Annotated in this window: 23 protein-coding genes and 3 pseudogenes; 14 read left to right on the top strand and 12 right to left on the bottom strand. The window is 56.7% G+C overall.

Features of this window, described 5'->3' with window-relative positions:
• Positions 1–60 precede the first annotated feature (60 nt).
• From ACIOU6_RS14340 to ACIOU6_RS14320, 5 genes and pseudogenes are all read left to right on the top strand, one after another.
• On the top strand, positions 61–4,701 hold the full coding sequence (locus tag ACIOU6_RS14340; RefSeq protein WP_401137237.1) for an RHS repeat-associated core domain-containing protein: 4,641 nt from the start codon (positions 61–63) through the stop codon (positions 4,699–4,701).
• An 8-nt stretch (positions 4,702–4,709) separates the two neighbouring features.
• Positions 4,710–4,925 (top strand): hypothetical protein, encoded by a 216-nt coding sequence (locus ACIOU6_RS14335; protein WP_150776455.1) that lies wholly within the window; start codon positions 4,710–4,712, stop codon positions 4,923–4,925.
• Between the two features lie 82 nt (positions 4,926–5,007).
• Positions 5,008–5,271 carry a PAAR domain-containing protein gene (locus ACIOU6_RS14330; RefSeq protein ID WP_102900435.1) on the top strand — a complete coding sequence of 88 codons (264 nt, stop codon included), beginning with the start codon at positions 5,008–5,010 and terminating at the stop codon, positions 5,269–5,271.
• A 197-nt stretch (positions 5,272–5,468) separates the two neighbouring features.
• Positions 5,469–5,945: pseudogene (locus ACIOU6_RS14325) on the top strand (transposase); the annotation flags it as partial.
• Positions 5,946–6,203: 258 nt separating this feature from the next.
• On the top strand, positions 6,204–6,482 hold the full coding sequence (locus tag ACIOU6_RS14320) for a hypothetical protein (protein ID WP_401137233.1): 279 nt from the start codon (positions 6,204–6,206) through the stop codon (positions 6,480–6,482).
• Positions 6,483–6,584: 102 nt separating this feature from the next.
• Here ACIOU6_RS14320 and ACIOU6_RS14315 read toward each other — a convergent pair whose 3' ends face one another.
• Entirely contained in the window at positions 6,585–7,280 is a 696-nt protein-coding gene (locus tag ACIOU6_RS14315) for a tRNA (adenine(22)-N(1))-methyltransferase (RefSeq protein WP_401137230.1), read from the bottom strand.
• A gap of 334 nt (positions 7,281–7,614) precedes the next feature.
• Between ACIOU6_RS14315 and ACIOU6_RS14310 the strand changes: the two genes are divergently transcribed.
• Positions 7,615–8,562, top strand: coding sequence for a Gfo/Idh/MocA family protein (locus tag ACIOU6_RS14310; protein WP_401137227.1), 948 nt, complete (start codon positions 7,615–7,617; stop codon positions 8,560–8,562).
• A gap of 115 nt (positions 8,563–8,677) precedes the next feature.
• Here the strand turns inward: ACIOU6_RS14310 and ACIOU6_RS14305 are convergent, their stop codons facing one another.
• Positions 8,678–8,962 (bottom strand): DUF3077 domain-containing protein, encoded by a 285-nt coding sequence (locus tag ACIOU6_RS14305; RefSeq protein ID WP_221732604.1) that lies wholly within the window; start codon positions 8,960–8,962, stop codon positions 8,678–8,680.
• 328 nt (positions 8,963–9,290) lie between these two features.
• On the opposite strand from ACIOU6_RS14305, the pseudogene ACIOU6_RS14300 reads away from it, so the two are divergent.
• The 3 genes and pseudogenes from ACIOU6_RS14300 to ACIOU6_RS14290 form a co-directional block, all read left to right on the top strand.
• Positions 9,291–9,386: pseudogene (locus tag ACIOU6_RS14300) on the top strand (MarR family transcriptional regulator); the annotation flags it as partial.
• 206 nt (positions 9,387–9,592) lie between these two features.
• A complete protein-coding gene (locus ACIOU6_RS14295) occupies positions 9,593–11,095 on the top strand; it encodes a diguanylate cyclase (protein WP_401137224.1) in 1,503 nt (500 codons plus the stop codon).
• A gap of 371 nt (positions 11,096–11,466) precedes the next feature.
• Entirely contained in the window at positions 11,467–12,453 is a 987-nt protein-coding gene (locus ACIOU6_RS14290; RefSeq protein ID WP_401137221.1) for a GGDEF domain-containing protein, read from the top strand.
• Positions 12,454–12,615: 162 nt separating this feature from the next.
• Here the strand turns inward: ACIOU6_RS14290 and ACIOU6_RS14285 are convergent, their stop codons facing one another.
• The 4 genes and pseudogenes from ACIOU6_RS14285 to ACIOU6_RS14270 form a co-directional block, all read right to left on the bottom strand.
• Positions 12,616–13,728, bottom strand: coding sequence for a sensor histidine kinase (locus ACIOU6_RS14285; RefSeq protein ID WP_401137218.1), 1,113 nt, complete (start codon positions 13,726–13,728; stop codon positions 12,616–12,618).
• Positions 13,688–15,142, bottom strand: a complete 1,455-nt coding sequence (locus ACIOU6_RS14280; protein ID WP_401137215.1) for an RAD55 family ATPase — start codon at positions 15,140–15,142, stop codon at positions 13,688–13,690. Before ACIOU6_RS14280 ends, ACIOU6_RS14285 begins: the two co-directional genes overlap by 41 nt.
• The gene (locus ACIOU6_RS14275; protein WP_401137212.1) at positions 15,139–15,570 is read right to left on the bottom strand and encodes a hypothetical protein; all 432 of its coding nucleotides are present in this window, start codon (positions 15,568–15,570) and stop codon (positions 15,139–15,141) included. The genes ACIOU6_RS14280 and ACIOU6_RS14275 overlap by 4 nt, the downstream gene beginning before the upstream one ends.
• A gap of 310 nt (positions 15,571–15,880) precedes the next feature.
• Positions 15,881–16,135 (bottom strand): annotated as a pseudogene (locus tag ACIOU6_RS14270) (LysR substrate-binding domain-containing protein); the annotation flags it as partial.
• Positions 16,136–16,251: 116 nt separating this feature from the next.
• Between ACIOU6_RS14270 and ACIOU6_RS14265 the strand changes: the two are divergent.
• Together ACIOU6_RS14265 and ACIOU6_RS14260 are read left to right on the top strand one after the other, a co-directional pair.
• The gene (locus tag ACIOU6_RS14265) at positions 16,252–16,968 is read left to right on the top strand and encodes a class I SAM-dependent methyltransferase (protein WP_401137210.1); all 717 of its coding nucleotides are present in this window, start codon (positions 16,252–16,254) and stop codon (positions 16,966–16,968) included.
• 115 nt (positions 16,969–17,083) lie between these two features.
• On the top strand, positions 17,084–17,338 hold the full coding sequence (locus ACIOU6_RS14260) for a helix-hairpin-helix domain-containing protein (RefSeq protein ID WP_401137207.1): 255 nt from the start codon (positions 17,084–17,086) through the stop codon (positions 17,336–17,338).
• Positions 17,339–17,406: 68 nt separating this feature from the next.
• Here ACIOU6_RS14260 and ACIOU6_RS14255 read toward each other — a convergent pair whose 3' ends face one another.
• The 5 genes from ACIOU6_RS14255 to ACIOU6_RS14235 form a co-directional block, all read right to left on the bottom strand.
• On the bottom strand, positions 17,407–17,565 hold the full coding sequence (locus tag ACIOU6_RS14255; protein ID WP_221732597.1) for a DUF2986 domain-containing protein: 159 nt from the start codon (positions 17,563–17,565) through the stop codon (positions 17,407–17,409).
• Between the two features lie 247 nt (positions 17,566–17,812).
• Positions 17,813–18,298, bottom strand: a complete 486-nt coding sequence (locus tag ACIOU6_RS14250) for a GNAT family N-acetyltransferase (RefSeq protein ID WP_401137204.1) — start codon at positions 18,296–18,298, stop codon at positions 17,813–17,815.
• 72 nt (positions 18,299–18,370) lie between these two features.
• Positions 18,371–18,703 carry an isochorismate lyase gene (locus ACIOU6_RS14245; RefSeq protein ID WP_221732595.1) on the bottom strand — a complete coding sequence of 111 codons (333 nt, stop codon included), beginning with the start codon at positions 18,701–18,703 and terminating at the stop codon, positions 18,371–18,373.
• A gap of 220 nt (positions 18,704–18,923) precedes the next feature.
• Positions 18,924–19,154: a hypothetical protein gene (locus ACIOU6_RS14240; RefSeq protein ID WP_401137201.1), complete on the bottom strand. Its 231-nt coding sequence runs from the start codon at positions 19,152–19,154 to the stop codon at positions 18,924–18,926.
• A gap of 135 nt (positions 19,155–19,289) precedes the next feature.
• The gene (locus tag ACIOU6_RS14235; protein WP_401137198.1) at positions 19,290–20,231 is read right to left on the bottom strand and encodes an aromatic alcohol reductase; all 942 of its coding nucleotides are present in this window, start codon (positions 20,229–20,231) and stop codon (positions 19,290–19,292) included.
• A 96-nt stretch (positions 20,232–20,327) separates the two neighbouring features.
• On the opposite strand from ACIOU6_RS14235, the gene ACIOU6_RS14230 reads away from it, so the two are divergent.
• The gene (locus tag ACIOU6_RS14230) at positions 20,328–20,786 is read left to right on the top strand and encodes a winged helix-turn-helix transcriptional regulator (RefSeq protein WP_401137195.1); all 459 of its coding nucleotides are present in this window, start codon (positions 20,328–20,330) and stop codon (positions 20,784–20,786) included.
• Positions 20,787–20,919: 133 nt separating this feature from the next.
• A complete protein-coding gene (locus ACIOU6_RS14225; RefSeq protein WP_221732591.1) occupies positions 20,920–21,138 on the top strand; it encodes a hypothetical protein in 219 nt (72 codons plus the stop codon).
• Here the strand turns inward: ACIOU6_RS14225 and ACIOU6_RS14220 are convergent.
• A complete protein-coding gene (locus ACIOU6_RS14220; RefSeq protein WP_221732590.1) occupies positions 21,121–21,336 on the bottom strand; it encodes a PLD nuclease N-terminal domain-containing protein in 216 nt (71 codons plus the stop codon). The two genes, ACIOU6_RS14225 and ACIOU6_RS14220, sit on opposite strands and share 18 nt — an antisense overlap.
• 207 nt (positions 21,337–21,543) lie before the next feature.
• Here ACIOU6_RS14220 and ACIOU6_RS14215 point away from each other — a divergent pair, with 207 nt between their 5' ends.
• The gene (locus tag ACIOU6_RS14215; RefSeq protein WP_401137190.1) at positions 21,544–22,671 is read left to right on the top strand and encodes a saccharopine dehydrogenase family protein; all 1,128 of its coding nucleotides are present in this window, start codon (positions 21,544–21,546) and stop codon (positions 22,669–22,671) included.
• Position 22,672 lies beyond the last annotated feature (1 nt).

The raw sequence follows: 22,672 nt of genomic DNA, 5'->3' as shown, positions 1-22,672 counted from the left end.
GCCAACGCTTCCAAAACCTTCCTTGAAAACCCCAGGCCTGTTGGCGGGTGAGATGCTGTCATGACCACTGAAATCGTAAAACGTGAACCTCAGGTTGCCATCGTTCCCCTGAATGCCATCGACATCAAGGATGTCGGGCTCGGTGCCGCCAGGTTCGACGCCTGGCTGCAATCGATAAGTGGAGGTGTAGTCACGCTCGAACGGGTCAAGAACGTCGCTGGGGCGCTCCCGGTAGTCGGCAATATCATGGCATTGGTTGATGCGCTCGGGGACGTTGTCACCCTAGCCAAAAGCAAGCAACGTCAGATATTGGACTGGGTGAGTCTTGGCATCAATCTGATCGGCGTATTGCCGGCTCCACCGACGATGGCCTCCGCGCGGATGACCTTGCGTCCGACGTTGTCCCTGGTGCGTCAAGAACTGCGCAACAGTGCGAAAATGTTGCTGGGTGATTCGCTGATTGAAGTCCTGATCGGACACTTGAATGCCACCATCGTCGGTACGATCGATGACTTTGTCGAACAGGCAAAGCCCAAGCTTGCCAGCATTCTGGACGACGCCGGCGAGCTCGGCCAAAAAGCGGTAAACGAGATCGCCAAAGGGCTGGAGACCGTGGTCAACGGCAAGCTCGACGCGAAAGGCGATATGCATGCGGCGAGCGTCAAGATGAGTGCCGCCGGTGGGCAATTACTGCACGATCCGAAGGCAGCCATCAGCAATATCTTTGGCGCCGCTTTCAGCGCGTACAAAGCAGCCGGCAAAGGTGTTGCCAACAGCGCGGCGAAAAACCTGCTGCCGGAGAGTGCCAAGGCTTTGGTGCTGAGCAACACGTCCATGCTTCGCACCTTGGGTGTGGATCTGAAAGTCCAAATGAAGAAGCTCGGCGATCCGGGCGTGCAGCACTCCATCGGCTGGCTGCTGCAGATGCTCGCAGGTTCTGTAGTGACGTGGCGCAAGCGTAAAGGTCACGGTCAGGGTGCCAGTGTCAAGCCTGATGCAACGTCCAAGGCTCAACATCTGGCGGCTGAGGGGCGGCTGGAAGTCACAAGTCAGCAAGCTCCCGCGACCAATCACTGTGAGGAATGCAAGAACGGAGTTATTGCCAGCACTGAGCGCAGCATCAGCTTCGCGCTTGGCTCGGAGTCGGTCAGTCATACTGACTTCAGCCTGCCTGGTGCATTTGCGATTGAGTGGACACGTACCTATTGCTCGCGGCTCGATGCCTACGATCACAGTGAGTTGGGCGCTCGGTGGATCACGGCGCTGACAACCCGTTTTGACTGCCGTGATGATGGTTTGATGTTCCATGACGCTGACGGTCGCACCCACGTCTTTCCATTACCGAAGATTGCGGGGCTGCACTACAACGCCATTGAAAACATGACGTTGACGCGAGTCAGTGATGATCGGTTGCTTCTATCTCGCGGGTTCGAGCGCCATGAGACCTACTTGCGCCGAGGCCAGTGCTTTGTACTGACTCAAGTGGTGTTGCGTAACGGTGCGGGGATCATGCTGCATTATGAGCATCGCCATGGTGAGCGATCGGTCTTGTCCGACCTCATCACCTACCAGGACGATATTGCTGACGTTAAAACCCATCTAGGGACTCTGATTGATGAACAGGGTCGATTGATGGGGCTCTGGGAAATTCGTGAAGGCGAACCCCAGCGTCAGCTCTGCGCTTACCAATATGATGTTTCTGGCGATCTGGTCCAGGCTCAAGACGAAAATGGTGCAGCCTGGAGATATCAATACCAGTCGCACTTGATCACCCGTTACACCGACCGTACTGACCGCGGCATGAACATTGAGTGGCAGGGCCAGGGTGCGGATGCCAGGGCTGTACGTGAATGGGCCGACGATGGCAGCTTCGATACCCGGCTGGAGTGGGATGAGAACATTCGCCTGACCTATGTCACGGATGCTTACGGCAATGAGACGTGGCATTACTACGACATCCTCGGATACACGTACCGTATTCGACATCCGGATGAACGTTCCGAGTGGTTTTTCCGCGATGAGGCGAAAAACCTGATACGCCATGTTCATGCTGATGGAACAACTGATCGTTACAGTTATGACGAGCGCAGCAACGTTCTTGAGCATATTCGTGCTGACAACAGCGTGGTGCACTTTGCCTACGACGATCAGGATCAACTGATCAAAATCAGTGATGCAGAGGGTGGTCAGTGGCAACGCGCTTACGATGATCACGGCAATCTGGTGGAAGCCATCGACCCGCTCGGTAATAAAACCGAGTACGCCTATAACGCGGCGGGTTTGCCCACGGCAATCAAGGATGCCAACGGCAACGAACAAACCCTGGATTACAACGATGCTGGTCAGTTATTGGAACATGTTGACTGCTCGGGCAAGACCAGTACCTGGGAATACAACTCGCTTGGACAGGTGAGTTGTTTTACCGATGCCGCCGGACACTGCACTGAGTACCAGTACAGCTTGGGCCAACTGGTATCGATCAAGAACCCGGACAAAACTCAGGAGCGTTTTGAGCGCGACGCCGAGGGGCGTCTACTGGCGCATACCGATGGCCTGGATCGCTGCACAACCTGGAGCTATACGGCTGCGGGTCTGATCGCCGAGCGAGTCGATGCCGCTGAACAGACACTGCGTTACCGGTGGGACAAACTCGGTCGGTTGGTTGTACTGGAAAACGAGAACGAGCGATGTGCACATTTCCACTATGACCCGTTCGGGCGCTTGCTGGAGGAGACCGGCTTTGATGGACACGGCACTCGCTATCAGTACGATTCTGAAACAGGGCGATTGTCCAGTGTTCTGAACGATGATCGTGTCATTGCTGTGAGCTTCGACCCAATGGGGCGCCTGATAGAACGCTGCGCCACATCGGGCGGTCAGTCACAGAGCGAAACCTTTGCCTATGACGCAAATGGCAGCCTGATCATGGCCGGCAACGCCGATAGCCGGTTGCAGTGGTTTCATGATCCGGCGGGCAACGTGCTTCAAGAGCACCAGTATTACCTGCGTCTGGAAAAACCGCTGGTTGCCGTCTGGAGGCATGAGTACGACGCACTTAATCAGCGTGTTGCCACGATTCGCCCCGATGGTCATCGTGTCAGCTGGTTGACCTACGGCAGTGGTCATCTGGCAGGACTGCGTCTCGACGAGCATGATCTGATCGGCTACGAGCGGGACGACCTGCATCGCGAAGTCGCTCGGCATCAGGGTAATCATTTGCTGCATGCTCAGAAATGGGACGCAATGGGGGGCCTGCAGGAGCAGTTGCTGTCACGTAGTGGCGATAAATCAACGCTGTTCAAGCGTGATTACCAATACGACGCGGTGGGCCAGTTGACCCAAACCAGTGACACCCGTCGTGGAGAGCGCGAGTATGCCTATGATCCCGTAGGACGATTGCTCAGTGCGACAACCCGATACGGGATCGAAACATTTTCCTTCGATCCCGCCAGCAATCTTCTTGATGAAAAAAATGAAGAGGTACGTCGTCCGCTGGATCAGGCTCCCTTGCGAAGCCGACGGCTCGACAATTTGTTGCGCGAGTACGCGGGTACTCACTACGAGTACGACGGGCGTGGTAATCAGATCCAGCGCTGGAAAAATGGTAGTCGCTGTCGGATGCGTTGGGATCTGTTCGACCGCTTGGTGCATTTCGAAGATGCGCGCCTGTCGGTGGAATTTGCATACGACGCCTTGGGGCGCCGCATTCAAAAGCATTCGCAGGCGCATCATCAGGCACGCCCGGAAGCGGGTTCTCAGTGGAACCTTAACGAACACGCTCGCATACAGCGTGAGATTGGATGTGGTTTTACCCTGTACGGATGGGACGGTGACAATCTTGCCTGGGAAAGCAGTCCCGGTCAGATTGACGGCAACCTTGGGCGCACGGTGCATTATGTTTATGAGCCCGGTAGTCATGTCCCGGTGGTCCAGGCTCATCGCAATGCCGCGATTGTTCTCAGTGGACTGCCTGAAAACCGAGGCGAATACAACGTCGACGACGACCCGCTTTGGGTTTACAGCCCCAATGTGCTGCCGATCGATGGACTCGCCTGGTATCAGTGCGACCATCTGGGTACGCCATTGGAACTCACCGACCAGAATGGCGAAATCGCCTGGAGTGGCCAGTACAAGGCTTGGGGCGAGATACAGGAGCAGCGTTCGGTTTCGGCGCAGCAGCATGGGTTGACCAATCCGTTTCGTTTCCAAGGGCAATACCACGATCATGAGACGGGCCTGCACTACAACCGATACCGATACTATGACCCCGCGGTTGGCCGTTTCCTCAGCAAGGATCCGATCGGTTTTAATGGTGGACTGAATCTTTACCAATACGCCCCCAACCCGATTGAATGGGTCGATCCGCTGGGGCTGGCGAAGAAGAAAGGTCCATGGACCAGTCCGGGAGGGTTGGTCTATGAATCAGGCTCTGTAGACGGACATCGTAAAAAACACGTATTGGCCCATGAGAAGGTCGATACAACCAAACCTAAACACTCGGTATTCAAGTGTAAGACCGGCGAATCGCTGGCGATTGTCGACGAGGCGTGGGGTAAGCGGGGAGCTGCGACGCCGTCTGGTAAAAACGATGTATACCACGCGAACATGGGACGGGTAGTCGGAACTCAGGGCGAGACGAAAGTCAGGATCGTTACAAAGCACAACACCAACAAAGTCATCACTGCTTTTCCAGTGAAATAGGAACTGATATGCAATGTCCAACTTGTGGCGAGTACGGCGATCTGGCCATCGTTAAAGTAAAAAAAACAGGCGAAGAAGTCCTCGTCTGTACCGAGTGCGATTCACTGTGGAAAACAGTTGAGGCGGAGCCTCTCGGCGAAACATTTCTGGACGTCTCCGACTTCCTGACAGAGCGTAATCTTGAGCCGGATTGGGACGAGCTCGAGCTAGTGCGCAGGGTCTGACGAGGGACTGCTGAATACGAGTCGCCAGCTCGTCGACCGTGCTGGTGGTTTGAGCCATCTGACAAGTCAAAGGAGTGACAACATGAAAGACGCCATTCGCTTGGGCGACTCCACCACTCACGGTGGCAAGGTCCTTGAAGCGTTCTCCCGGACCGACCTCAACGGCAAGCCGATTGCCGGGGTCGGTCACAAGGTGAGCTGCCCACTTTGCAAGGGGGTTTTCCCTATTGCTGAAGGCAGCAGCACCTACACCGTTGATGGCACGCCCATCGCTCTAGACGGTATGAAAACCGCTTGTGGTGCTGCGCTGATTGCAAGCGGCCCGAAAGGCGCAGTGATCAGTTGATCATCTGATTTCATCTTTGGTCCCATTGCCTCGGTATGCGACTAACTGTCTCATTTCGAGTTGGCAATGCGCCTCTCCTGCATCATTGATCGACTCTCTGAGTTTGGCTTGAGGGGCGGCTTTCGGCCCAGAGTGTGTAAAAACGCTTTCACGAACCCTTGCTATGATTTCTGAGGGTTTCATCGCAAGGATCGCTTATGAAGCGCTTTATCCAAGGTGAACATCGAGGCCAAGGTACCTTCCTTCCAGAGAGCCTCGAAGTCTTTGTCGACGAACTTGACCTGGTCAAATTGGGTTTTGAAGGAGCCATAGCGGCAGATACTGGCCGGCCGGCTTACCATCCCGCTGTCCTCCTGAAGATCTACATCTACAGCTATCTGAACCTCATTCAGTCGAGCCGGCGCCTGGAACGAGAAGCCCAACGCAACGTCGAACTGATGTGGCTGACCGGGTGTTTGATGCCCGATTTCAAGACCATCGCCAACTTCCGAAAAGACAACAGCAAGGCCATCCGAGGCGTCTGCCGCCAGTTCGTGGTGCTGTGCCAGCAGCTGGGATTATTTGGAGAAAATCTGGTTGCCATCGACGGCAGTAAATTCAAGGCCGTCAACAACCGCGACCGCAATTTCACCAGCGCCAAGCTGAAGCGGGTCATGAAAACTCTCGGTACCAGCGGTTTAATGAAGGCGCTGTCGGCCTGAAGAGGTCTGTATTTTGGCCACCCAGCAAGGTAGAAGCTGGGCTGGGGGCTCCGAGGCCCTAGTGATGATCCGCAGGACTTGTTGCGAGCAATTACTCAGCTAACAGCCGTCGGCGCTACGCGCCGACGGTGCATCAGCGCGTTTTTACACACTATGGGCCTCTTCAATGTCGCCCACGCAGAAGGGCCGGATGCCGCCACTTTGAAGGGGATGTACGACAATGGGCGCAATATGTCTGGCCTGATTAACAATTGCGTCGATAAAGGCTTCCTGAAAGCTGACAGCACGGTAAACGCTAATAAAATGGTCGCGTTTGTTGCCGGTATTCCGGGGGCGATGGACAAGAGCGACGGAGACAAGAACGAGGCCCATGGTCGTAAGGGCGAAGTGTTGGCTAACGGGGAATACAAGAACCTGGAAAGCAGCCTGCCGCCGAATCTGACTCTGAAGCAGTGGTGCGAGCAGGCGGATCAAGGCATGCGCCAAGGATTGAAGCGTGTCGGTCTGTAATCCCGGCTGAAATGATGCTAGGGACTCGAAGGACGCTCGCAGATCGCGAGCGTTTTCCATGTCATCGACCGTGCAGAGTGTCCCTGAAACTGGCTACGCGCATCACGCTAACAGCTCGGCAATCCATTGAGCCTGCTGCGTAACCTCTTGCACCTTCGCTTCGGGCAAAGCCTGCTGCGCACGTGCGAAGTGAGTCAGCGTCTTTTGCTTCTGACGCAGCTTGCGTTGCCACTTGATCAGGAACGCTGGGCTGCGTGCCTGCATCTGTAGAGGGCCGAAGTACAGCTCCTGATCGGTGTACGCCACTGTCTCGGCGCGTTCGGCAACGATGATTTCGTAGTCGAAGCGGTTCTCCTGCAGCACTTCCTCGCTCAGGATGCGGTAGCCATTGTTCATCAGCCACTGGCGCAGTGGCTGCTCGCCGCCGTTGGGTTGCAGGATCAGGCGTTCCGCGCCGCTTAAGCGTGACTTGCCGCTCTCGAGAATGTCGCGGATGGTTTCGCCACCCATGCCGCAGACAGTGATGGCGGTGATCGCGTCTTCCAGTTCGATCGCCGCCAGTCCATCGGCCAGGCGCACGGTGATGCGAGGGTGCAGGTCGTTTTCACGCACGGTACGTTCGGCCGATTGAAAAGGCGTCAACGCCACTTCGCCAGCGACCGCTTTTTCAATGATGCCTCGGCGCATCAGCGCCACCGGGAGATAGCCGTGATCCGAGCCAATATCGGCCAGCCTTGCGCCGGTTGGCACATGCGCGGCCACGCGCTCCAGGCGCGCGGACAATGTCTGTTCGTTCAACGGTAACCCCTGTTCAGCACAAACCTGCGGCGTCTATGGCCGCAAAAGGGGTGCGACTCTGGCGAGCAATGCGTTACGTGTCAAATTCCGGCGACAAGGGTCACGCCGTGACCGCTCTGCGTTAGGCCGCACTGGCAATGGATCAGGCGCCTAGATCGGCGCATCCGGCGTCGGAAAGTTACAGGTGCCGATCATGCCGTCGCGGTAGTGCATCGCTGTGCAATGCTTGCCTGATTCATTGAGCCTTTGTGACGTTTGGCGGACAGACGCTTGCGGTGTTTACGGGTAATCTGCCGGTTCGCTGACTAAAACAAGATAAAAGCAGGAGTCATTGATGCAACCGATCCGTCTCGGCCTGGTGGGCTACGGCAAAATTGCGCAGGATCAACACGTTCCAGCGATCAACGCCCATCCTGGATTCCAGTTGGTGGCAGTCGCCACACAAGGCAAGCCTTGCCCCGGTGTAGAGAATTTTCAGTCCTTGAGCGAGTTGCTTGAAAACGGCCCGCCGGTTGATGCGATTGCGTTCTGTACGCCGCCGCAAGGGCGTTTTGCTCTAGTGCAACAAGCATTGACTGCCGGCAAACATGTGCTGGTAGAGAAACCGCCCTGCGCCACGTTGGGTGAAGCGTTGGCGTTGGTGACTCTGGCCGAGCAGCAAGGCGTCAGCGCGTTGTTCGCCTGGCATTCGCGCTACGCGCCCGGCATTGCCGCGGCCCGCGACTGGCTCGCGACGCGCACCCTGCAAAGCGTGCAGATCGACTGGAAGGAAGACGTGCGCAAGTGGCACCCCGGTCAGACCTGGATCTGGCAGCCGGGCGGCCTGGGCGTCTTCGATCCGGGCATCAATGCCTTGTCGATCGTGACTCACCTGCTGGCTCTGCCGTTGTTTGTCGAATCCGCCGAACTGCGCGTGCCGAGCAACTGCCAGTCGCCGATTGCCGCGTCCATCAAAATGTCTGATGCGTGCCACCTCGATGTGCGCGCCGAGTTCGATTTCGACCATGGTCATGATGAGCTCTGGAGCATCGAAGTTCGCTGCGCCGAAGGTGTGCTGCGCCTGGATAACGGTGGCGCGCTGTTGAGCATTGACGGCGTGCGCCAAGCGGTGTCGGAGGAGGGTGAGTACGCAGCGGTGTATCGGCATTTTCAGCAGTTGATTGGCGACAAGGTCAGTGATCTGGATCTGCAGCCGTTGCGGTTGGTGGCGGACAGCTTTTTTGTCGGCAGTCGTGTGGCGGTTGCGCCGTTCTTCGACGAGGGAGCGCCCCCGCACCCCTAGACGACATCGCCTCTGTCGCTGACGAAGGCTGCGATCTATTGATCTGCAAAGTCAAAAGATCGCAGCCTCGTCTCAGTCGACAGCCCGCATCAGAATCGCGACTGACTCTGCCGTTTCATGCTTGGCCCTCAGCCCGAGCGGCCTGCAAACCATCGACCGAAGCCTGCACCAACGCCCGCGCTGATTCGAGCATCTGCTTGCTTGCCCAGTGCAGCGAGGCGCTGTGTTCCGGGCGTGTGGCGGTGGGGGCTTGATGGGCGAGCGCTTCGGCGCAGTTGAGGTAAACCGTAGCGTGCTCGAGAGCGTCGAGCAGTGGGATGTCGGATTGGACGGCGAAGAGGTGGTGATCGACGTGGTCACAGCGGGAGAAGGGGGTGGATTTTGTAGTGGGATCGGTCATGTGCATCTCCTAGAAAATGGAGCTGCCACTTTGTCGCCGTCAAACGATTTGGGTGGCAACTGTACGCGGGTTGACGGACCGGTCCTAGGAACCCGGCGCACTCGAAAGCGCCCCACGCACAGCTGCCATTACGCTGCGCAAGGACCTAGGGAAACACCGAGCCGTCAAACCCGGTCACGAATGAGTCGTGACAGGCGCGAGGATAGGCAGTGAGGGCAGGGCCGTCAACCGCCATAAACCGGGCAGAACAGAGCCAAACCCCTGTGGGCGCTAGCCTGCTAGCGATAGGCGAAACCGATCGATATCACAGACTCGGGCCAAATCATCCCGGTCTGTGTTCATCGTTCGCGAAGACCCAACCACCGCCCGATTACGCATGCTCTACATCGACGCCCGTGCGCAGGGCCTGGGCATCGGCGGTCGTAGAGGCAACGTCTTGAACGTAAGCTCATCCATTAAGGATCCAGCAGTTCGCGATACCGCGATTTACTTTTACCGCCCGCATAATCTGTTGCTGCAGCGAGCTAACGCTGCTTGTATCCTTGCCAGCGCGAGGACAAACGGCGGCAGGCATCGCCATGGCCTATAGTGGCTGGAACGCAAAAAATGGACTTTCCATAAGGTAGTGACGTGAAGCGTGATACCCACCTGGTGGTGCTTTTACTGTTGGTGATTGGCTGTTCTCTGGCGTCGCTGACGGTCTGGAAAGTATTAGCTTCTCGAGAGCGTGCACTGGCAGAAGTGGACGTACATGGGTTGAACCTCACCCAGGCGCTCGCCACCTATTCCGAAGGCATTGTCCGGCAAAGCTCGTTGCTCTTGCTCGGGCTCGTCGAGCGCCTGGAAACGGAAGGCAGCGGCCCGGCACAGATCGAACGGCTCAGTGCCTTGATCAGCCGGCAGGAGCCCCTGATGCCACAGCTCAGTGGCATCACGGTCTACGATAATCAGGGCCGCTGGTTGATGTCCTCCAATGGGCCGATTCCCTTCGGGGCGAACAGCCGTGATCGGGCCTATTTCATTCATCACCGCGACGATCCATCCCCAGAAACCTTCATCGGCCCGCCCATCCAGAGCCGCTCTAATCAAGAGTGGGTGATCACCGTCAGCCGGCGCTTCAATGATGCGCATGGAGCGTTTGCCGGCGTGGTGGCGGTCACCTTGGGCATTGAAAACTTCCTTCGGTTGTTTGGAACGATCGATGTGGGGCAGGACGGTGCCATCGGCTTGTCCTATACCGATGGTACGTTGCTGGTTCGTTATCCCTTTCGCGAGCAGGACATGGGGCGCAACTTTTCCAAGTCGCCCATCTATGCCAAGTATCTCGTCGATCGTTCAGTCGGCACTGCCTCGTTTACTTCCAGTCTGGACGGTGTGGAGCGACTCTACGCCTTCCGCAAAAGTGACCGGCTGCCCCTGATCACGACTATTGCGCTCGGTAAACACGAAGCCCTCGCCGCCTGGCGAACGGAGGCGTTGCTGTCAGGGGTGGTGGTGACGGGGCTGCTGGGACTTACCGGTCTGATCGGTTGGTTTTTGATCGTGGATATCCGCCGGCGAACCAAGGCCGAAGACCAGTTGCGCGAGACTCAACAGCAGTTGCTCTCATCGAATCGGCAACTTGAGTTGCTCGCAATGAAGGACGCCCTGACCGGGTTGGCAAATCGGCGCTGCTTTGATCAAAGCCTTGCCATGGAAGCACGGCGCGCTCGGCGTGAGCGCACGACGTTGGCATTGCTGATGATTGATATCGACTACTTCAAACTGTTCAACGATTCGTTCGGCCATGTCGCCGGCGATGTGTGCCTGCAGTGCGTCGGCAAAATTATCGAGGAGTGCGTAAGACGACCCTCGGATCTCGCTGCACGTTATGGTGGGGAGGAGGTGGGCGTCATTATGCCGACCACCGATGTAGAGGGCGCTGCGGTGGTCGCGCAACTCATTCTCGACCGCTTGACGCAGGAGAACATCCCGCACAGCGCCAGCCCGTTTGGACGCGTGAGTGTGAGCATCGGGATCGCCATGGCTAATGGCCCGGAACTGGATCACTTGCAGGGTTTGATCGAAGTGGCAGATAAGGCGCTGTATGACGCCAAGGCGCTGGGGCGTAATCAGTGGGTGGTCGGCGTTTAAAATCGGTCTTGCTGTTGATAGAGGCTCGAGGCATTTTTGTCCCGATGGGCTACCGGACACGAACGACTGATATCAAACAAAAACCGATGTTTACACCTGTGTACGTAACCAAGAGCGATTCAGGCTCAAGAAACTCCGAATGACCATCCTCTTTAATAAAGCGGCCAGTAGCCACTAGACAGCTGATGCATAGCCTCGTACCTTCAGTCCAACGCCCCACGAAGCCTTTTTACGCCTCATTTGCTGTTCTGAGGCAGTCAACCTGAAAACCGGATTTATACCCGGACATTGAGGTAGCCGGTTCGATGCAAGGGACACACTCGCAAAACCCACCCAGGCACGACGCTCGGCCAGAATTTTGGCAGCTTTCCATGCGTTGCTGCCAGTTGGCAGGCAGCGTAGATGTTGCCTTTTTTTTCATTTTTCTGATTCTTGGCTCTCCCATTTTGGCCTGGATAAACGTGGTCAGCGTGGCCATGTATGTCTACGCTTATCGCGCGTTCAAGCAGCGACGAAATCGCTTGGCCGTTCTGCTCATACGCATTGAAGTGCTCGTGCACGCCGGGCTGGGGACGGTTCTAGTTGGCTGGGGAAGTGGTTTTCACTATTTCTTGCTGATGTTTATTCCGGCCCTGTTCGTTAGCATGCGGGCCCGTAGCGCCTGGATATACGCCGGTTGGTTGTGGGTTTACTACGTAAGCCTGGATGTACTGATGTGGTTCGTAAGCCCTCTGCAACCGATCTCCTCCAATGCCCTGTTGGGTGTGCATATTTTCAACCTGACAGTCGTGTTCTGCATGTTCAGTTATCTTGCGCTGTTCTATGTGGTCACGGTCACCCGTGCGCACAAGAGTCTTGGGCGTATGGCAACGACGGACTCATTAACCGGCCTGTTCAACCGTCGTCACATGATTGCGCTAACCGAGAAAATTTTGGCACGGCATCATAGACGACCTAGCAATCTCACCTTGATGTTGATGGATATAGATCACTTCAAGCAGGTCAATGATCTATACGGTCACGATACCGGTGATCGTGTACTCGAAGCAGTGAGCCAATTGTTCAAATGTTCAATGCGAGAGCAAGATTTTATCGGCCGCTGGGGAGGCGAAGAGTTTCTTTTCATATTGCCGGACACGGATTTTAGCCATGCAACTGATAGCGCGGAGCGCATACGCAAGGCGGTCCAGGCATTGGAGATTTACAGTAATGGCCAAAAGGTCAGCATTACTCTGTCCATCGGCATCACTCAATACCGCGCTGAGGAGGCGCTCAGCGACGCCATTGCACGGGCCGATTGCGCGCTCTATGAAGGCAAGTCAGCTGGACGCAACAGGGTAGAGGTTGCAGAGGCTTAGCTAACAAACTCGAACACTGTTTTGAGTGAGCGACGAACGATAGAACCCGCTGTCCAGGTGCACAAATCGGCGGTTCCTGGCGTAGTCGGAGGTTACGGCGCTAGGTTTTGTAGCCTTGATGGCGTACGGGGAGAGTCTTTTTTAGCATCAGCGCCGTTAGTGTTAAACGGGGGCTTTCAGGGTGGGTTCTGCTGGACAGTTCACTAGCGGTAGCGTCACTACAAACTTGCTCCCCTTTCCATCCCCTTTGCTAAAGGCCGTTACGGTGCCACCGTGAACTTCGACTAACTCCCGTACCACCGTCAAGCCGATACCGAGACCGGCCCCGTTGAACCCGATGGCGTGAACGTCCTGAACAAAGGGTTCGAAGATAAAAGGCAGTGACTTGGCGCAAATGCCGATCCCTGTATCGCAGATACAAAGTCGCATTAGATTATCTTCGGCCGTGACCGAGAGTGTGACGTTGCCACCGGCTGGTGTGTACTTGGCAGCATTGCCTAGCAGGTTGCCGAGAATCTGAGAAAGCCGCGCCGGATCGCCATCGACCATCAACGCGTATTCAGGTAACTGCGCGCTGAAATGCAACTCGTTAGCGAGCATGACCGGGCGACAGATTTCAATGGCCTCATGGATGGTCTGAATCATATCGACACTGCAGCGATCAAGACGAAACTTCCCGGTACTAGCGCGTGAGACGTCGAGCAAGTCTTCTACCAATCGAGACATATGCTGCACCTGACCTTCGATCAGCGCCTGCATCCGCGGCAACTCCTCACTCGGCACCCTCACCAATCGACCGGCGATCATACTGATGGGGGTGAGCGGATTACGCAGTTCATGCGCCACCAGCGTGAGGGTGTTGCGTTGCTGGGCCAAGCTTTGTTCGGCCGAGGCTTGCAGGTGTTGCGCGCTGAGGACGGCGAGCACCAACTGTTCGTTGGCTTCGCGCATTTCCAGATAGCGCTGTTGTTCTTCGGCGGTGTGCTGGGGTTTTTCCGCATCCGACTGTGCCGTAAGAATGGCCAGAACCAATTGTTGATTGGCCTCGATCAGTTGCTCGATTTGCCGACTATCGGCACGCTGGGTATTGGCTTCGCTCAATTCTTTGTTCAGCGCCGCCAGCACTGCTCGTGCTTCGACGGTTTTCTGGCCGAGCAGGAACAGTTCGCGAGCCGCCGTGCCCAACGCTTGTTCGTTCTTGCCGTTGGCCTCGTACATGATAGTTCGCTCATCCCTAGTCTTTGCCAAGACGCTGACGGGTTGGCCGGCCTCCAAGCAGGCCTTCCTGATCTGGCAGCTTGGCGCCGATGTGCAAGCCGTTATCGTCGATCTGATACTGGCGCAGTTCATCGGAGTGTGCACTGGCCCTGACCTTGACCACGGCCATGATGCGCAGCAAGCGACTCTCAACTTCAATGTAGCGCTGGACGATGATCGCGTCGGTGAGAAATGCCGTGCCGTAAGGGCTGAAACGCAGGTCGGTGTAGCGGTCTTCCAGTTCTGAAGTCAGCAACACGCTGACCCCGACGCTGGTCAGCGCAGTGACCATGCGCGAGAGCGACTCGCGAAAGTCCTCGCGGAAGGTCGGTGCGAGTGCCAGTTCGAAACCCGACAGCGAGTCGATGACCACGCGGGACGCCTTCAGTCGACTGATCTCACTCAACAACAAGTGCACGATTTCGTCGATGGACAGGTCCGGGGCGCGGCTGTCCACCAGGCCGACTTTTCCATTGCGGATCAGGTCCACAAGAGTGGCGTTCTGGGAGTGGTTGGGCCGTTGTTCGAACACTGCGATCACGCCGGTTTCGCCATTACGCGCGCCTTCAGCGAGGAAAGTCCCGGCCAGAATGCTTTTGCCCGAGCCCGATGGCCCGGCGACCAGCAACGAGTAGCCACGGGGCAGGCCGCCACCTAACATCTCGTCGAGCGCCGGAACGCCCATTTTCAGGCGCTTGATCGGAAACTCCAGTGGCGCCTCAACCGGGTTGAGTGCCGCAGGTGCGAAGACCTTGATCCCCGACGTTGCGATGCGAAACGTGTGCAACCCGGGCAATGTCGGTTGGCCGCGCATCTTCATGATTTCCATCTTGCGCACCATGGAGTTGCGCTGAACGCTTTGGCGCAGCCAGATCAGCCCATCGGCTACGGTAAAAATCGGGTTGGTGTCGGTTTCGGTGAAGTATTCGCCGATCAGGAAGGTCGTCGCCTGCCAGGTGGTCATCAACATGCCCAATTGCTGAACGAACTGCGGCAAGTTGTTGTTCGGGTTGTCCTGAGTCTGGCTGGCCAGCACCACGGAGCGAAACGAGTCGACGAACACCAGCGCCGGGGAGTGGGTTTGCACCTCGCTGACGATGCGCCGCAGCACTTCATCCAGATTGCCGGCCAGGGTGTCATCGGCCAGGTTGACGTAACGAATCGAGTGGTTAATCGCTTCGTTGTCAAAAAAATCGAATTGCTGCTGATAACGCAGCATTTTCAGCGGCGGTTCGCCGAGCACCGTAAAGAACAGCGCCGGGCGTTCGGGGGTCGCCAAGGCAAACATCATCTGGTGCGCCAGCGTGGTCTTGCCGCATCCCGGCGGGCCGGCGATCAGGTTGAACGAAAACTCCGGCAAACCTCCGCCCAGCACCTCGTCCAGTCCTGGCACACCGGTGGCCAGGCGGTTGATAGTCACTTTGGTGCTCATGGAGAATTTTCCTGCGAAGGGATGTCGCTCAAAGAAGGTTCCCACACGCCACGAAGCAATCGTGCGGTGAGCGAAGGCCCGATCAACGTGGTCAGCAGCGCGTAAAAGGTCGTCAGCAACACTTCACCAAAAAACAGTGCATCGGCTTGCGTTTGCTCGACAAGTACGGCCTTGAGGGCTGTCAGGTCCATGGTCTGCACACTGTCGTAGGTGCCGGCCAGACGTGAATGGGTGGAGATACTCAGATGGAGGCTGCGGCGATAAAGCGCAATTACCCCTTGCTGGCCGATGATGGGCGTGAGGGCAGCGTCCATATCCCGCAAGGTCAATGTGATCGTATGGGCGATCTGTGCAATGTCAGCGTTGGGACCAACGCGGTGCGTCAGAGAAGCTACGATCTGACGGCTCTCTTCGCTAAGCGTGGACATGGATAACTGATATCTGATGAATAGATTCTGATAGTACACCCTAAAGCAGACAGCCGACGCTCTATCGAAACGGCATTCTAAACTGGCGCGAAGGTACGAAGGCTCTAGGATGGTGTTTGCAAGCCATCCGGCTGTACGCTTCCTGCCAATGAGAGAACCGCCAGCAGTGGCAAGCTGTAAACCCACAGGTCGGCGGCACCCCATTTGACGCCAGTGCCACCGGCTACCAGCCTGCATGCAGGATTTGTAAGCCATGAGTGAAGCGCTCGATATTGAACGGCTGCGAATTTTTCACGCGATTGTGCAATTTTCAACCGTTAAACGTCTCGCGCAGTGCATTGGAAACCAGCGCAAATGCCGGGGAGGGCTGGCGTCGGCTGGGGTAATACAAATAGTAGCCCGCGAAAGGGGGGCACCAGTCTTCCAGGATGCGCATGAGTCGGCCTTCCTGAAGATCGGGCTCAAATTCCTCCTCGGGCAGGTAGGCAATGCCAAGTCCCGCCAATGCTGCCTCTACGATGTGGACCGACGTATTGAACGTGAGCTGTCCGTTTACGCGCAGGTTCTCCGGTAGCTGCACCCAATCTGCATTCCCGACAGGAATGCAGCACATAAAATTAACGAATTTTTCTTAGTCGAGTTCAAGGCGTACCTTGCCCCAAAGACAAGGAGAATCGTCCGTTGAACCCATCAGCTCCCACCCCTGCCGAAAAATTCGACACTTCTCGCGCCAACGAATACGCCAAGCAAAGTCGAATCGCGCTGGCCGGCTACGACGCCTGCCACGATTTGGCGGCATGCATGTTGGCAGCGAGTCTTGGTCATTCACACGCGGCAAACGTATTGGTCGTAGGCGCTGGCGGTACGGCGCAGGAAATCATTGCGATGGCTGCGCTGGAGCCGCACTGGCGTTTCATGGCGGTTGATCCTTCCGAACCAATGCTCGAAGCCGCGATGCAGCATTTGCAGGCCAACGATTTGCTGCACAGAACGCAAGTGCATCTCGGGCATGTCGATGACTTGCCGGCCTATCAGTTGTTCGACGCGGCGACGTTGATTGGCGTGCTTCATCATCTGAAGGGCGATGAGCCAAAGAGAGCAATCCTGCGATCAATTGAAGCTCGCTTGAAACCGGGCGCGCCACTGATCGTGGCGGGCAACTATTACGCCTACGCCAGCCAACCTCTATTACTGGCGGCATGGGGGCAGCGTTGGCGGCAGCAGGGCGCCAGCGCGGAGGAGGTGAGGGCCAAGCTTGGCAAGATTCTTCAGGGGGCAGACCCGCCGCATTCCGAGGCGGCGGTTCAGGCACTGCTGCATGAGACCGGGTTTGGCGAGGCTACGCGGTTTTTCAGCAGTCTGTTCTGGGGAGCGTGGTTGACGGGTAAAGCTGGCTGAACACAGGGTATCGATGGGTCGCTAAACGCCGTGATGATGGCGCCCATCTATTGAGGTGCCATCTCTCGTCGGGCAAACTCCGCTTGCCTCATTGGCCGATAAAAGGAGTTTACGGATGCCATTTCCACTGACGGAACATAATGCCTTGCTGGCCCTGAGGGGCGTGGGGCCGGCCGTTATTGCTCGCCTTGAGCAGATGGGCATTGACTCGCTGGCGGCGCTCAGCAAAGCCAATGTTTGTGACATCGTCGCTCAGGCATCGGCAGCAACGGGATCGACTTGCTGGAAGAACAGCCCTCAAGCCCGGGCCGCCATCAAGGCAGCTATTGAGCTTGCGCAGGGTACTCAGTCGAGCACACCTGATGCGTAAAGCTGATCGCTTGTTTCAATGGGTCAATCTGATTCGTGTCCCTAGGTGCTTTGGACCTGGAGCCTGGGTCAACCCTCAGAGGAAATCAACGAGTCAGAACCCGCTTCAGTCTCCAGCTTCGCCCGGTCAGCCTTACTGATGTATTTCGGCTTTTTCGGGGCTAATTTGGCGCTGGCCTTTTTGGCCTTTTCCTTGAACAACTGCTTCAGTTTTTTCTGACGATTCATGTTTTTTACTCGGGTTGTTAGTTCTGCAAGACAGTCGTCTGCCTACGATTCAGGTGTTTGCGTTCCATGACACATATGACATCGGCCCAGCGGATACCCGCCGGGCCGATCGGTTTAGCTAGTCGCCGACGCAGTCGGGTAGGGTGGCGGTTTGGATCATCCCAATGTCAGCGGTGCCATCAAGTATGCTCAACGCTTTTGCCGACCAGCAAGCCGAGGACGATCATTATGAGTCGGGCTTGCCTGCTCATACCAGCCGCATCCCCATCTCGACGGCGCGTTGCTCGAATCCGAACTCGGCGTACATACGCGCAGCGCGCTCATTGAACGGCCAAACCGTCAGGCGCAAATCCTGAGCGTCATGCTCAACGGCCCAGTCCTTGACGAGTTGTATCAGCGCACGACCAATCCCTTTGCCCGAAAACGGCTCGGCTACGCACACCGAGCCGATACGGACTACATTCTGTCGCTGCATCAGCGGCCCGGAGCTGGCCGACAGATTGGCCGTAATGAACGCCGCGGCCTGATCACCCACATGGGCGATGAAGGCTGCATGATCCGGTTTCTCGAAAACCCCTGACCAGTGCGGCAGGTCGCGGGAAAAATCGTCGGTGGCCGCCGCATATATGTCGGGGCGCCCAGCGTGGTGCACGGCGTTAAGCAATTGGCCCAACTCGCACAGGGTCAACGCATCGTCGGCAGTTGCGGTTCGATAGGTGATGGTTTCATCCATGATGGGTGAGGCTCCTGATCAAAATCGTTAGACAAATATCACTGGTCGGTCTTCAAACGCTGTGCCCACGCCTCAATTCTCAACTGAGGAGGTGGATTGATGCACCGACCAATGCGCCATCTCTTCGGCAATGAAGTGATTCACCAGATCGCTGTACATTTTCTCGATGGCGTCCGGATTCAGACCTTCGGTCTGCGCCCACTCTCGGCGCGTTGCGAGCATGGCTTTGAAGCGATCCGGCGCACGCACGGATGTTGCTGAAGTCTTGAATTTCGAGGCTGCCAGCACGTACTGGAAACGCTTGCCCAACAGCTTGATTACGGCGTGGTCCAGACTGTCGATCTCGCGTCGAATGTCCAGCATGTCGGCACATTCGATGGGTTGTAATTGATTGATGACTTCCATGTGGATGACTCCGTGTACTCAGCAATGGCTTCTTAGCAATAAGCGACCATGTTACTCGCGGCCACATCTCTTTTGCAGCTCACCCTCAACGCTCTCATACAGGTCTCATGGCACGACAAATGCGACGTGTTTGTATTGAAAACGTCAACGCGAAGAACTTTACGGGTTTATGCCGGTCGACCGGCCATCCACCGCATCAACTCGGTCTGGCCGATTAAAACTATAAAAGGTAAGTGCGATGAGCTGTCTTGTGTGTGCAGGCGCCGCCGAGCGGATTCACTGTCACGGCCCATGGGAAGAAAGAGATTGCCCCGAATGCGGGCGATATCGAGTGGCCGACGAGCTCTTGTTGGCGTTGATTGAACAGGGGCAGATTTTTGATGTGGTTAGAACCAGAGGCTGGCTCGATAGCCAGCGTGTACAGATAGCTGTCCCCGTCATCAATGTCCATGAAGCCTTGCTGGTGAGCTGAGTGGGTAATTGCACGGACTTGCCTAGCCATTTGCATTCGACCTGAGCAGCCACTCACAACCTTGGGCGCTTGTTGCGCCAGATTGTGAGGCAGAAGGTTGCGCTGCTTTTGCGTTCAGATGTTTGCGAGGTTTTTCCGAACCCAATGCTCGGCAGTCGTTACCTCAATCGACTGCTGCTCGTTGAAAGTGCCCGCTTTCGGCCAAGCCACACCTCTGCCTTGGGCAAACACAGCGCGGTACTTCTTGATGTGGTGAGTCGGATCTTTCTCCAATTCCCGGATCAGGTACGGAACAGTCCACACGTTACGTTTGAACGGGCGCCCCAGTACACGTTCAAGGAGGCTCGCAACCTCTGCGTACGTCACCGTGTCTCCCGATAGATACACGATCTGGTTGCGCAAGTGAGGTTCGAAGAAAACGATTGCCGCTGTCAGCGCACCAATGTCGTATGGCGTCGTGAGCGTCACGCTGTTCTCAAGACTGCCTAGCGCGTTCACGGTATCGTTTTCGAAGTCAACCACTTCGAATACAGGCTCAAAAAGGAAGCTGGTGAACATGCCTGTCGAGATGATTACCCATTCAGTTTTGTCCTGGGCGCGAAGCAATTCGCGTACATCAAGCTGAGCATCGAACAGATCCTGAGGACTGCCCCTACCGATTACCTCGAAGTCGACACCAAATTGCCATGGGAAGTAGCGTTTTACACCGGACTTGAGCGCTGCTGTAGCCAGCTTCATCGGGGTTTCCCGGCCCGCAACCATGCCTGCGCACCCTATGACGGTATCGAAGCGTGCGAACACTTCAGCCAGCTGATCGATCGAATCGTTCACCAAGTCTGCGGCCACCATCTGGATGCCGAGTCCCCGAAGTTCATCGATTTCGCCCTTTTTCTCGGGCGCCTGAGTGTTGATGGTCGAGCCCCTAAGCAGGACGCTAATTGTGGAACCGGGCGCGCGCTTTGCTACTCGCGCAAGATTGCGCAAAACCGGAAGCCCGAGCTCTCCGGCGCCTAGAACGAGAATGGATTGGGGGGGAAGACGAGTCATTTCGGTCATGATTTCTCCAGAAACCTGTTGCCTGTAAGATCGGCAAATGCTTGCACGATTCGGCAGCGCTCGTAAGAAGGCACACCTGTGATACCAGACAAAGAAATGACCGATCAGGAAGCTCTCAGCCAGGCAGAAGCAATCTGCCGAACGCTCAGAGAAGACGATGATGGGGTGAGGCGAGAAGTGCTTGCTCATGCAGGCAGCCGCTGGTCGTTGGGTATTCTTCATGCCCTGGGGGTATACGGCACGATGCGCCATGCCGAGATAAAAAGGCAGATGACTGGTGTAACTCAGCGGATGTTGACGAAGACGCTACGCTCCATGGAGCGCGATGGCCTACTGGTTCGGCGGGAGTTCGGTGAAATTCCCCCACGCGTCGAGTACGAGCTGACGCCACTGGGGATGGGACTGCTGATCCGTATGTCCCCCATCTGGACGTGGGTCGTCGAGAACGTTGAGGACTTCCGCAAGGCGCGACGTATTTTCGACAGTCAGGACGGCAGAAAACCTTCATGGCAAATCCCGACGGCCATTCCAGTCGATTCAGAAAAGCCTCAATAATCGTCTGCAAGGATGATGCTAAAGGCTACATCACGTCATAGATGGACTTCAGAGCCAGGTTTAGCCGACGTTTCCGATCTCCTGATCGTGGAGGCCGCTTCTGACTGTTCTCTGCCGACCATGGTTTCAACGCGTGTTGGTCGAACCCGGTGCAATTGCTGGTCAGAGCGAATACAAACGGGTGGTCAAGTGGAGCGCATTTTCGCAGCTGAGCGTTAACGCTACTGACCCGCACAGTACCGATTGCCAGGCGCCCGAGAAACGCCTGGCGGAATTTGACGGTATCGGCCTGAAGACCGCGAAGTTTTTAAACGCGAAGCCGGCACAGTGCTTTTTAGCGACCGGGATGTGACGCGGTGTCCTGGCTGATATGTTTGGGGCCTGCGATCGCCCAGGCAATCAGCCCGAACAGCGGCACAAATACGATCAGCACAATCCATACCCCCTTGTTATTCGACTTCCCCTCGCTTTTGCGTACCCGGTTGATGGCCCAAAGCTCGATGAGCAGAAGAACTGCCGCCAGTACGATCCATACGATTTCATTTTGCATTGGCTACCTCCTGATGGTCTTTGTTAGGGGGCGTGTGGCGTGGGGGGTTCATTTAATTTGCGACCTCACCGCAGAGATCTGCTTGCTGACGGGCCAGCGCCCTGGATTTGTTGATTGGCCTGCTGACGCTCGGCGCTATATTCTTCCCGCCGTTAGATGAGCCTCCGTCAGTGGCTCAATACAGCCTGTCAGTTAGGGAAGAATTGAATGCCGTTCAGGGTGATGGTGGTGGGGGGCTACGGCAACTTCGGTAGCATCGTTTGCAAGCATCTGGCGCTGATGCAGGGCGTCGAGCTGGTGCTTTCGGGGCGTGATCAGCACAAGTTGCAGCGCAAGGTCGATGAGTTGAACCGCCAGTCGGGTAATGTCTGCGAAGGCTGGTGCGGCGATGCCATGGGCAGCGCGTTCAGTGCGGCGTTGCGCTCGATGAACATCCAGTTGGTCGTCCACACAGGAGGCCCGTTTCAAGGGCAACCCTATGCGGTCGCCGAGAGCTGTATTGCGGCTGGGGTTAGTTACTGCGACCTTGCGGACTGTCGGACTTTCGTCAATGGCGTGGGCGTCCTTGATGCGCGGGCGAAAGCGGCGGGCGTGGCTGTTCTTAGCGGCTGCAGTTCGGTGCCGACGTTGTCGTCGGCGATCATTGATCAGCAGCGCCATCACTTCTCACGCATCGACACGATTGAACATGGCATCTCGTCGTCGGCGAAGATGCCGGGGCTGTCGACGATCGAAGGTGTGCTGGCCTACGCCGGCAAACCCATCAAGCAACTCAAGAACGGCAAGGTGCATGAGGTGCCGGGCTGGCAGGATCTGACCCTGCGTAAAATGCCGCCACTGGGCACTCGCTTACTGGCCAATGTCGATGTGCCGGACATGGATATTTTCGCCAGCCGCTATGGCGCGCACACCCTGAGTTTCAAGGCCGGCGCGGGGTTGAAGCTCGGCGGTATCGCCAACGGTCTGCTGGCGCAGGCGCTGAAGATCGGGCTGGTTCACGACCACGTTCGCTGGGCTGCGCGCTTGCACCGTCTGGGCGTGCGATTCGAACGTTTCGGCGACGGCAAAAGCGCGATGTACATCGACGTTCACGGGCTCGATGTTGATGGCTTGCCGCTGGCGATGACCGCGCAACTGACTGCCCTGAATGACAAAGGCCCGCAAATCCCCAGCTGCGCAGCGGTGGCACTGGCCGTGAAAATGGCCCAAGGCTATGTACCGCGACCTGGTGCCCGGCCTTGCGTCGGCGAAATCAGCGTCGACGAATACATGGCGGCCATCAACGATCCGGGTAATCTGAGCCTGGCCGTGAACTTCTCCAAAGGGCCGCACTGAG

It is taken from the genome of Pseudomonas sp. NPDC087615, assembly GCF_044743445.1.
Classification (GTDB): Bacteria; Pseudomonadota; Gammaproteobacteria; order Pseudomonadales; family Pseudomonadaceae; genus Aquipseudomonas; species Aquipseudomonas baetica_A.
The sequence above is the reverse complement of the archived record's forward strand: the minus strand, read 5'-3'. Positions and strand labels throughout refer to the sequence as shown.

Excerpts from the sequence above, each read along its gene's own strand:
- ACIOU6_RS14340 (WP_401137237.1), top strand. The coding sequence starts at position 61 with ATGACCACTGAAATCGTAAAACGTGAACCTCAGGTTGCCATCGTTCCC.
- ACIOU6_RS14335 (WP_150776455.1), top strand. The coding sequence starts at position 4,710 with ATGCAATGTCCAACTTGTGGCGAGTACGGCGATCTGGCCATCGTTAAA.
- ACIOU6_RS14330 (WP_102900435.1), top strand. The coding sequence starts at position 5,008 with ATGAAAGACGCCATTCGCTTGGGCGACTCCACCACTCACGGTGGCAAG.
- ACIOU6_RS14320 (WP_401137233.1), top strand. The coding sequence starts at position 6,204 with ATGTCTGGCCTGATTAACAATTGCGTCGATAAAGGCTTCCTGAAAGCT.
- ACIOU6_RS14310 (WP_401137227.1), top strand. The coding sequence starts at position 7,615 with ATGCAACCGATCCGTCTCGGCCTGGTGGGCTACGGCAAAATTGCGCAG.
- ACIOU6_RS14305 (WP_221732604.1), bottom strand. The coding sequence starts at position 8,962 with ATGACCGATCCCACTACAAAATCCACCCCCTTCTCCCGCTGTGACCAC.
- ACIOU6_RS14290 (WP_401137221.1), top strand. The coding sequence starts at position 11,467 with ATGCGTTGCTGCCAGTTGGCAGGCAGCGTAGATGTTGCCTTTTTTTTC.
- ACIOU6_RS14280 (WP_401137215.1), bottom strand. The coding sequence starts at position 15,142 with ATGAGCACCAAAGTGACTATCAACCGCCTGGCCACCGGTGTGCCAGGA.
- ACIOU6_RS14275 (WP_401137212.1), bottom strand. The coding sequence starts at position 15,570 with ATGTCCACGCTTAGCGAAGAGAGCCGTCAGATCGTAGCTTCTCTGACG.
- ACIOU6_RS14260 (WP_401137207.1), top strand. The coding sequence starts at position 17,084 with ATGCCATTTCCACTGACGGAACATAATGCCTTGCTGGCCCTGAGGGGC.
- ACIOU6_RS14255 (WP_221732597.1), bottom strand. The coding sequence starts at position 17,565 with ATGAATCGTCAGAAAAAACTGAAGCAGTTGTTCAAGGAAAAGGCCAAA.
- ACIOU6_RS14250 (WP_401137204.1), bottom strand. The coding sequence starts at position 18,298 with ATGGATGAAACCATCACCTATCGAACCGCAACTGCCGACGATGCGTTG.
- ACIOU6_RS14245 (WP_221732595.1), bottom strand. The coding sequence starts at position 18,703 with ATGGAAGTCATCAATCAATTACAACCCATCGAATGTGCCGACATGCTG.
- ACIOU6_RS14240 (WP_401137201.1), bottom strand. The coding sequence starts at position 19,154 with ATGGACATTGATGACGGGGACAGCTATCTGTACACGCTGGCTATCGAG.
- ACIOU6_RS14235 (WP_401137198.1), bottom strand. The coding sequence starts at position 20,231 with ATGACCGAAATGACTCGTCTTCCCCCCCAATCCATTCTCGTTCTAGGC.
- ACIOU6_RS14230 (WP_401137195.1), top strand. The coding sequence starts at position 20,328 with ATGACCGATCAGGAAGCTCTCAGCCAGGCAGAAGCAATCTGCCGAACG.
- ACIOU6_RS14220 (WP_221732590.1), bottom strand. The coding sequence starts at position 21,336 with ATGCAAAATGAAATCGTATGGATCGTACTGGCGGCAGTTCTTCTGCTC.
- ACIOU6_RS14215 (WP_401137190.1), top strand. The coding sequence starts at position 21,544 with ATGCCGTTCAGGGTGATGGTGGTGGGGGGCTACGGCAACTTCGGTAGC.